Raw genomic sequence first — 8933 nt, 5'->3', positions numbered from 1 at the left:
GGCGGTGCGGGTTCCACGGGCGGGGTGAACCGGGGGCGGTCGTCGACGAGGCGGGGGGCTGAGGGCGGTCCCGTGATCCGTGGTGGATCAGCGCGCGGCGTCGGATGCGGTGCATCGCAAGGCGGAGGGGCGTCCGCGTACTGGAGGTATTCGGGCGTTCCGGCAACGCCGCGAGGTGCCGTAGCCGTCGTCGTGCGCCCGCCAGGGATTGCGGGACAGCCCTCAGAGCCAGGCCCGCAGTTCCTCCTGACGTGGCGCGAGGACCACACCCGTGTCGGGGTCGTCGAAAACCATGACCGGCCGGCGCGCGTCCCAGGCATCCCAGCCCGGGTCTCCCGAGGAGACGAATGCGACCCAGGCCCGGTGCATGGCGTCGGACAGCGACTGAGGAGCGTCCGGTCCGGTGAGCCCCTCACCGTGGCGGAGGTTGTCGAAGACGAAACCGATCTCCAGGGCGTGACACGCACCCAGTCCCAAGACGGGCGAGCGCCAGGCGAACTCGTACAGGAAGGTCCGTTCCGGCCGCGAGTCGGCCAGACGGTTGAGCGGCCCTCGCAGCAGCAGGTCCGTGGCCATCTCGCCGAGGATCACCCCGGGCTTCGCGCCCGGTCTGGCCGCCCTGTACAGCCGGGCGACACGCCCTGGGATCCGGAACTTCAGCAGGGCCAGCCGCAACGTGAGTCCGCTGACGCGGTCCACCGCCCCGCTCGGGACGAACCACAACCGGTACTCCTCCCGGTTGGCGCCCATCAGCAGGTCGACCGTGGGCAGCGCAGGTTCTGCCGGAACCACGTCGTCGTCGACCACGAGGTGGAAGCCGGGGCCTCCACTGATCGGGTCGGCCTTGCCGATCACCTCGTTCTGTACGTCCAGCAGCCTCGCGCGGTCCACCGCCGCGAACGCCTCCGCCGTTGCGGGCACCCGCAGCGCCTTCGCCATCGCCTGCACCGTCTTCGCGCCCCGGCTGCGCGGCACCGTCTGTGGAGGCCCGCTCTGCAGGATCGCCCGGTGGAACAGGCCGGCCGCGCGAGGGCTGGTCATCAGGGCGGCGATGCTGATGGCCCCGGCGGACTCCCCGCACACCGTGACGTTGTCCGGGTCGCCGCCGAAGGCCGCGATGTTCTCGCGCACCCAGGTCAGGGCCGCGATCTGGTCCAGCAGGCCCCGGTTGTCGGGTGCGTCGGGGAACACCCCGAACCCCTCGACACCGAGCCGGTAGTTCACGGTGACCAGCAGCACTCCGTCGCGCGCGAAGGCCCTGCCGTCGTACAGCGGCACGGCGCCCGAACCGTTGCGCAGCGATCCTCCGTGGATCCACACCATCACGGGGAGCGATCCTCCACCGTCTTGCGGCGCCCAGATGTTGAGGTTGAGGCACTCCTCCCCCGGGATGTCCACGTCGGGAATCAGCTCGTCGAGAGGCGGCCGGTAGGGGCGCTGCGGTGCGGTCGGCCCGTGGTCCAGCGCATCGCGCAGCCCCTCCCAGGGCGCGACGGGCGCAGGTGCGCGAAAGCGGTGGGCGCCGAACGGCGCGGCGGCGTAGGGGATTCCCAGGAAGGTGGCGATTCCTTCCCGGACGCGGCCCCGGACCTTGCCTTGGCACGTGGTCGCGATGGCGTCCATGTCGGTCCTTTCACGAGATGTGACCGTCTCCCCCGTGGCGGGAGCGCACAGGGGAGACGGATACGAGGGAAATCGGGCATCACAGGCATTGTGGTGCCCTCATGCAGCGGATGCCGGTTACGGGGCGACGGCCGGAACGCTCAGGGCCAGATCGTTGCGACGGACATCGGACCAGGTGGTGGTGTCGGTGCAGATGCCGCACGCGGGGCCGAAGAACTGGGCACGGGCCGTCCGGTCGCCCATGAGCTGGGCCCGGAACCACGCCGTGGTGGGCGCGGCGAACGGGCCGGCGTCGCCCACGACCGTGAAGTGATCGGCCCCGCGCACCTCCCCGTACAGGGCCGGTATGTGGTCGGCCGCGTTGTAGAAGGCCTTGACGAGGAAGGGAAAGACGATGCTGTCCTTCTGACCGGCCAGGAGAAGTGCGGGGACGTGCACGGAGTTGATGTTTGCCAGCGGGCCGGGCTGGATCGGCAGGATGGTGTCGATCCGGGGGTCCGAACCGACGACGATGGCGGCCGCGCCGCCCTGGGAGTGCCCCGATGCCCCGATGTGCTCCAGGTCGACGTGGTCGCGGAAGATGCTGTCCGGGTCGGCGTTCCTGCGGGTGAGCATGTCGATGCCCTCCCGCATGGAGATGCCGAGGTTGGACTGCGGGGTGTTCGCCGCGGCGACGATGAAGCCCTGGCTGGCCCAGTGCAGCAGCAGGTCCCGGTAGACGACGGGGAAGGCGAACGTGCCGTTGCCCCAGACGATCACGGGGTGGCGGCGGTCGCTGGTCGCGATGTCACGCGGGTAGTACAGGGTGGTGATCGCGCCGACCTCCACAGCGGTGGCGTATGGCCCGGGGGCGCCGAAGTCACCGGCGGCCGACACCGTGGGGGAACTGGTGGGGGCGGGCGGCGGCGCTGCGCCCGCGCCGGCCGACGCGGCCAGAACGAGGGTGAGTGCGGCCAACGGGACGAGCAGCTTCTTTCTCCACAACACGGCGACTCCTGACGTCAGGGCGAGCTGAATGATTCATCCGGATCACATCGGTGCCTGAGGGCACATCCTGTGGCAGCGATCGGCGGGCGTCTCTGCGCAATCGCGGCAATCACCGTCGGCGGAGTTTGTGCAACTTGCCGACGGTCGTCGCTGGGCGGTGTCGTGCCCTGTCCGGTCGCAGCCGTTTCCGGCGGCGACCGGAGGCCGGGTGGCCGCCGGGCGGTTCCCGCGTGCCCCGGAGGGCGGTCAGGCGGGCCGGGCACCCCCGTCGGCCACCGTGGTCAGTTCACGCTTGAGGATCTTGCCGGTGGATGTCAGGGGCAGACTGTCGCGGAACTCCACGCTGCGGGGGTATTTGTAGGCCGCCATGCGCTCGCGGCACCAGGCGATCAGTTCCTCCTCGCCCAGCTGTGTGCCGGGCACCCGGATGATGAACGCCTTGACGTCCTCCCCGTGCGTGGCGTGGGGGACTCCCACCACGGCCGCCATGCTCACGGCCGGATGCGTGATCAGGACCTCTTCGATCTCGCGCGGGTAGACGTTGAAGCCGCCGCGGATGATCAGGTCCTTGACCCGGTCCACGATGTAGTAGTAGCCGTCCGCGTCGCGCCGGGCGATGTCTCCGGTACGGAACCAGCCGTCACGTATCACCGCGGCCGTGTCGTCGGGCCGCCGGTAGTAGCCCCTCATGATGTTGTGGCCGCGGATCGCGATCTCGCCCGGGCCGTCGCCCGGGACGGACTTCCAGGAGTCCTCGATGAGTTTCATCTGCACACCCCACACGGGCCGGCCGATGGACCCGGGCCTCGGCGGGAGTCCGGGCGGGTTGAAGCAGGCGACGGGCGAGGTCTCCGACAGGCCGTACCCCTCCTGCACACCCACGCCGAAGACCTTCCCGAACTGCCGCAGCACTTCGACGGGCAGGGCGGCTCCCCCGGACACGGCGGTGCGCAGGTGCGTGGGCGGTGTCTGTTCGCCGAGGTCGCCGAGCGCGCCGAGCAGGGCCCAGTACATCGTCGGGACGCCCGCGAAGAACGTGACGCCTTCGCGGTGCATCAGCCGGAGGGCCTCCTTCGCGTCGAAACGGGGCTGCAGGACGAGGGTGGCGCCCCGGAGCAGGCCCATGTTCATCACCGCGCTCTGGCCGAAGGCGTGGAAGAGCGGGAGCGATGCCAGCATCACCTCGTCCTCTGCCGCCGCGAACAGCCTGTCGGCGACCATGGCGTTCATCGCCATGTTGCGGTGGGTGAGTTCGGCTCCCTTGGGCCGTCCCGTCGTGCCGCTCGTGTAGAGGATCACGGCGGTGTCCTCCGCCTCGGTGGCCACCGCCTCGACGGGCTCGGCGCTCCCGGTACCCGTGTGCTCGATCCGGTGCAGCAGAAGGAAGTGCTCGCAGGCGGGGGCCTGGTCGAAGCCGGCCTTCGCCACCTCGGCCAGGGGAAGCTGCGGCGTGCCCTCGAAGCAGAGAAGAGCCTTGGCGCGGGAGTCGGTGAGGTGGTACGCGACCTCCTGCGGGCGCAGCAGCACGTTGAGAGGCACCACGACCGCTCCGACCCGGAGGATGGCGAAGTAGGCGGCCGGGAAGTCCGGCACGTTCGGACAGGACAGGGCCACCTTGTCGCCCTTGCCCACACCTCGGTGCCTCAGTGCGTCGGCGATGTCCTGGGACCGTGACAGCAACTCGGCGTAGGTCAGGCGGGTGTCACCGAGGACCAGCGCGGTTCGCTCGGGGTGTTCCTGGGCGCTGTGTTCCAGCAGGGACGACAGGTTCAGCATCAGTTCTCCTCAGCGGCTCGTGAGGAAATGCTGAGGCACAACATGCTCCGTGCACGGTGGGCGGACGACCTCGGATCCGGCAGCCACCGTGTGCGTCTGCACAATTGCGGTCCAGAGGGTGAACCGTAAGCTGGCCGGCATGCCAGAGCAGCACGCCGATGGCGGTCTGATCGTTCCTCCGCTGTTGTCCGTGTGTGCCGCGGAGCTGTTGGAGCGGGTCGATGTCCTCGCCGACGACCTGTTCCGCGCGATCACCGCCGAGATCGCCCCCTACTCACTGTTGAGCGAGGAAATCCAGGCCGAAGTGCGCGACTTCAACGAGCGCAACCTGCACGAGCAGCTGACGTGCATGGCCGACCGCCGGCCCGTGCGCACGGACTCCACCCGGCAGTGTGTACGGCGTCGGGCCACGCAGGGCGTTCCTCTCGACGCGGTCCTGCACGCCTTCCGCATCGGCTACCGCGTGTTGGCCCATGCCCTCATCGAGCGTGCCACGGAGCAGCCCGGCACGACGATGGACGACATCGCCCAGGCCTCCATGTCGGTCTGGTCCCTGTTGGATGCCGCATCGCAGACGGTCAACGACGTCTACCGGGAAACCCTCGTCGGTCTGGCGCGGGCCGACGAGCTGCAGCGGCTGCTGTTGCTCGACGCGCTCCTCACCGGCAAGACGGCCGACTGGGCGAGGCTCGGCGGCACCGCCGCCTCTCTCGGTCTGCCCGAGCAGGGACCGTACATCTGCGTCGTCGCCGAGCACAGCGACGTCACCGCGATGGAACAGGCCCTGCTGCGCAGCGGGCTGCGCTCCGCCTGGCGGCCCCGTCCCGACGGTCTGGCGGGCATCGTCGCGCTGCCCGACCCCGCACTCGCCCCCGGTTCCGCCCGTGTTCCAGGACCCGCGCTGGTCCTGGAGGTTGTCGGCACCGCGGTCACGGGGCGCGCGGGCCTGAGCCCCGCGTACACGCGGCTCCGGGAGAGCGCCGACGCGCTGCGCCTCGCCACGCTGGCCCGGGCCTCGCTGCCTGCCGGGACGCACCGGGCGGTCACGCTCGATCACGACCCGGCCGCGGCCCTGGTCGCGGCCGGGCACGACCTCGCGTTGCGGCTGGGCATCGCCCTGCTCGACCCGGTCCTGGCCGCGCCGGACCGCAAGGACCTCATGGAGACGCTCACGGCGTGGCTGGACTCCGACACCGGTTCCACCAGCGAGATCGCCGAGACCCTTTACTGCCACCGCAACACCGTCCGCAACCGGCTCGACCGCGTCTCCCGCCTCACCGGGCGCTCCCTGCTCCGCCCGTCCGACGTCGCAGCCCTCTACGCCGGAGTCCGGGCTCTCAAGCTCCGCACGCCCTGACCCGCCCGCTCCGCCGGTGTCGGGGCGCTCGTTCGACGTGATGCTCCCCCGTCACCGCACACGCTTCCCGCCGCAGGGGCACGAATTCGGTTGCGACGGGCCGTCGAGCCAGGTGAGGTCATTCCATGGACGGTGGCGCGGAGCAGGGGCATCGGGCGGGGACGGACAGCGACCGTACGGGCGCGCCGCACACGGCTCCTTGGCGCGGAGTGGCGGTGCTGATGGCCCTGATGCCGGCTGCCTTCACCTTCAACACGGCGGAGAACCTGCCGATCGGCCTTCTGGAGCTCATCTCCGAAAGTCTGCGGGTGCCGGTGTCTGCCGTCGGTCTCCTGGTCACCGGCTACGGCGTGACGGTGGCCGTGTCGTCTCTGCCGCTCACCCACTTCATGCGGGCAGTGCACCGCCGCCATGTGCTCGCGGGCCTGCCGGCCGCCCTGGTCGTATCGAGTCTCGTCGCGGCGCCGGCGACTTCCTACGGCCTGCTCCTCGTGGCCCGGCTGCTGACCGCGCTCGCCCAGGCACTGTTCTGGGCGGTGATGGGGCCGGTCGCGGTGGGACTGTTCGCGCCCGGGGTCCGTGGCCGGGTGGTCGGGGCGCTGTCCGTCGCCGGTTCGCTCGCCCTCGTGCTCGGTGTCCCCGCAGGGACCTGGCTGGGCCTGCAGAGCGGCTGGCCCGTGCCGGTGGCCGTACTGGCGGCTCTGGGGCTCGTCTCGCTGGTGACGATCGCCGCTCTGCTGCCGACCTCCCGTCCGGAGGAGGAGCACGCCGCCTACGGAGTCAGGCCCGATGCCCGCAGGTTCGCGATCGTGCTGGCGGCCGGGACCCTGGCCGCCACCGGGGCGTTCGCCGGATTCACGTACATGGTGATGTTCCTGGGCGACGTGAGCGGGTTCCCGCCGGGCACGGTCAGCGTCCTGCTGGTGGCCTTCGGTACGGCGTGTCTGGCCGGGGTGAGCATCACCGGAGCGTTGCTGGACCGCTTTCCGGACTCCGCGCTGACCGCGGCCGTGGCCACTCAGGCGGTGGGCATGTTCGGCCTGTACGCGGCCGGAACCGACCCCGTGGCAGCGGTGGTGTTCCTGGTGCTGATGGGCGCTGCGCTCGGTCCGGTGTTCATGACCACCCAGAACGCGATGCTGCTCAGTGCACCGGGCCGTACGGATATGGCGTTCGCGGCCAACTCCGGTTGCTACAACGCCGGGATCGCGGCGGGCGCGGCACTCGGAGGGCTGATCCTGACGCTCGCCGACGTGCGGGCGGCCTTCCTCGCCGGCGGGCTGCTGACCGTCGGCGCGTGCGTGGTACTGCTCGTCGGACGGCTGCTGGCCGGGGAGCACGCAGTCCGCCGGCGTCAGCGAGGAGGTGCCGATCCGGCACCTGCGGCAACGGGAGGACGGGCCCGTCCATCGTGAGGTGTGCCGCAGGTGCGGCCGAAGCCCGAGTACTTCCCGCGCTTGTTCCCTGACCTCTGCCCCGTCATTCCAGCAGGGCAGCGGTGAAATTCTCGTGGTGAGCCATCAGCCATCCCTGCATGCGGTCCCAACGCTGCCATCCATCGCGCTCGGACAACGCCTGGGTGTAGACGGGGTCACCCTCGGCCACCCTGTCGGCGACGAACGCCCGGCAGGATGCGGTGGCCTGTTCGATGACGCCGGGCAGTTCGGCACGCTCCTGAGCGGAGAGGCCGTAGCTCTCGGCGAGGACCCGCAGTCGCGCCGGAACGTCCAGCCCTTCGGGATGGAGAGCTGCCGCGGAGACGGGATCGAGCATGGGCACCCAGTAGCGGGCGGTCATGGCGACGTCCCACAGTGGTCGGCCGGGTGCCGCCAGGTCGAAATCGATCACGGCCGCGGCACGGCCGTCGCGGAAGACGACGTTCTCCGGGCACACATCGTTGTGACACAGCATCGTTCCCCCCTCCGGATCGGCCAGGGCGCGGGGCCACGCGACGCGTGTGTCGACCGCGATGGACTCACTGGCCTCGTGCAGGCGCCGCAGCAGGCTTCCCACCGATCTCAGCGCGGCCTCCGTCATCACCCAGTGCGGAAACGGCGGCAGAGCGACGTCGCCGGGGATGAACGTCAGCTGCTCACGGCCGTCCGCGGTGAGACGTACGGGCGTCGGAGCGCCGTCGAAACCATGCTCCTTGAGCGCGAGGAGGTGGGTGTGGAGGGCGCGCGCGGTGCGCGGTGCCGGACGTTCCACCAGGGCGCCGCGGCGGAACACCGCGCCCGCGTTCGCCAGGCCGCCCACCAGTGCTTCGCCCTCTGTCTCATCGCCCTCGACTGTCATGCCGATCACGCTACCGCCGGGTCGGACAGTGTGGGACGGTCCCGGAGCAGGCTTCGGACTCGGGTCGCCCGCCTGGGCATGTGCCGGGCGCCGAGGCGGTGTTCGGGCGCCCGTGCCGCCGGTGTGGCGCGCGGCTTCTCGGTGACGGAGGCCGACGAAGCGCCCCTCCGTCGGGGCCACCGGCTCCGGGGACCGGCGCGGGCCCCGGAGCCGGGCCGAGGTGGCTCGTACGCACTGTCAGCCGTCCACTGCCGTGGTCGTGAAACGGTCGCCGCAGATGTGGAGTTGGGAAGCCCTCAGGGTCAGGGCCTCCTTGGAGCCTGGCGGGTAGACGCGCAGGTAGTCGGGCCGGCTCCAGCAGCCGGAGTCCGTGATGCCCTGGTTCAGGGTGTGCAGGGTTACCCCCGCCGTCTTTCCGGGCCCGATCACCGTACGCCCCCGCATGGCGCCCTCGCGCTCGGCCGGCACGCCGATCGCACTGCCGTCCCGCTTGATCAGTGAGACACCGGGGAAGCCACTCAGCGTGCACGCGGTGGTGGACTTGTTCGCGAACGTGAGCCGGTAGTGGATCTGCCCCGCGCCCGCGTCGGCACGGCCCAGCCGCATGCTCAGGCCGTCGGCCGTACAGCGCCGGGCAGCCGAGGCGGCTCCGGCGGTCGCACTGCCGGTGGCGGGAGCCCGGGCGGCGGGTTCTTCCGGGGCGACGGGATCCGAGGCAGGCGCGGAGGAGGCACTGCCGGAAGGGCTTTCCGCCCCCTGCGCGGAGACCGCGGGTCCGGAAGCCGTCGCCCCGGGCGGTCCGGCCGAGGCCGGGCTTCCGCCGCGGCCGGCGGCGGCCAGGGTGAACGAGGCGATCGCGACGGGGGCAAGGACATGACGAAGGCGCATGGGAGCC

The 8933-nt window shown here is 71.1% G+C and carries 7 protein-coding genes; 2 read left to right on the top strand and 5 right to left on the bottom strand.

The window, feature by feature from the left end; translation table 11 throughout:
* Positions 1–222: 222 nt before the first annotated feature.
* The 3 genes from ABT025_RS38775 to ABT025_RS38765 all read right to left on the bottom strand — a co-directional run bounded on the left by ABT025_RS38775 (position 223) and on the right by ABT025_RS38765 (position 4386).
* Positions 223–1623, bottom strand: coding sequence for a carboxylesterase/lipase family protein (locus tag ABT025_RS38775; protein WP_351003457.1), 1401 nt, complete (start codon positions 1621–1623; stop codon positions 223–225).
* Between the two features lie 117 nt (positions 1624–1740).
* On the bottom strand, positions 1741–2610 hold the full coding sequence (locus ABT025_RS38770) for an alpha/beta hydrolase family protein (protein ID WP_351003456.1): 870 nt from the start codon (positions 2608–2610) through the stop codon (positions 1741–1743).
* A 246-nt stretch (positions 2611–2856) separates the two neighbouring features.
* Positions 2857–4386, bottom strand: coding sequence for a long-chain-fatty-acid--CoA ligase (locus ABT025_RS38765; protein ID WP_351003454.1), 1530 nt, complete (start codon positions 4384–4386; stop codon positions 2857–2859).
* 139 nt (positions 4387–4525) lie between these two features.
* Here ABT025_RS38765 and ABT025_RS38760 point away from each other — a divergent pair, with 139 nt between their 5' ends.
* Together ABT025_RS38760 and ABT025_RS38755 are read left to right on the top strand one after the other, a co-directional pair.
* Positions 4526–5743: a PucR family transcriptional regulator gene (locus ABT025_RS38760; protein WP_351003452.1), complete on the top strand. Its 1218-nt coding sequence runs from the start codon at positions 4526–4528 to the stop codon at positions 5741–5743.
* A gap of 230 nt (positions 5744–5973) precedes the next feature.
* A complete protein-coding gene (locus tag ABT025_RS38755; protein ID WP_351003458.1) occupies positions 5974–7158 on the top strand; it encodes an MFS transporter in 1185 nt (394 codons plus the stop codon).
* A gap of 64 nt (positions 7159–7222) precedes the next feature.
* Here the strand turns inward: ABT025_RS38755 and ABT025_RS38750 are convergent, their stop codons facing one another.
* Both ABT025_RS38750 and ABT025_RS38745 read right to left on the bottom strand, forming a co-directional pair.
* Positions 7223–8038 (bottom strand): phosphotransferase, encoded by an 816-nt coding sequence (locus tag ABT025_RS38750; protein ID WP_351003451.1) that lies wholly within the window; start codon positions 8036–8038, stop codon positions 7223–7225.
* Positions 8039–8275: 237 nt separating this feature from the next.
* On the bottom strand, positions 8276–8933 hold a 658-nt coding region (locus ABT025_RS38745; RefSeq protein WP_351003449.1), incomplete at its 5' end, for a DUF4232 domain-containing protein.

The organism is Streptomyces sp. NPDC002809 (assembly GCF_040295435.1).
Taxonomy (GTDB): domain Bacteria; phylum Actinomycetota; class Actinomycetes; order Streptomycetales; family Streptomycetaceae; genus Streptomyces.
The sequence above is the reverse complement of the archived record's forward strand: the minus strand, read 5'-3'. Positions and strand labels throughout refer to the sequence as shown.

What these genes read in the sequence shown, in the direction of transcription:
- ABT025_RS38750 (WP_351003451.1), bottom strand. Translation starts at nt 8,038, where the DNA reads ATGACAGTCGAGGGCGATGAGACAGAGGGCGAAGCACTGGTGGGCGGC.
- ABT025_RS38755 (WP_351003458.1), top strand. Translation starts at nt 5,974, where the DNA reads ATGCCGGCTGCCTTCACCTTCAACACGGCGGAGAACCTGCCGATCGGC.
- ABT025_RS38760 (WP_351003452.1), top strand. Translation starts at nt 4,526, where the DNA reads ATGCCAGAGCAGCACGCCGATGGCGGTCTGATCGTTCCTCCGCTGTTG.
- ABT025_RS38765 (WP_351003454.1), bottom strand. Translation starts at nt 4,386, where the DNA reads ATGCTGAACCTGTCGTCCCTGCTGGAACACAGCGCCCAGGAACACCCC.
- ABT025_RS38775 (WP_351003457.1), bottom strand. Translation starts at nt 1,623, where the DNA reads ATGGACGCCATCGCGACCACGTGCCAAGGCAAGGTCCGGGGCCGCGTC.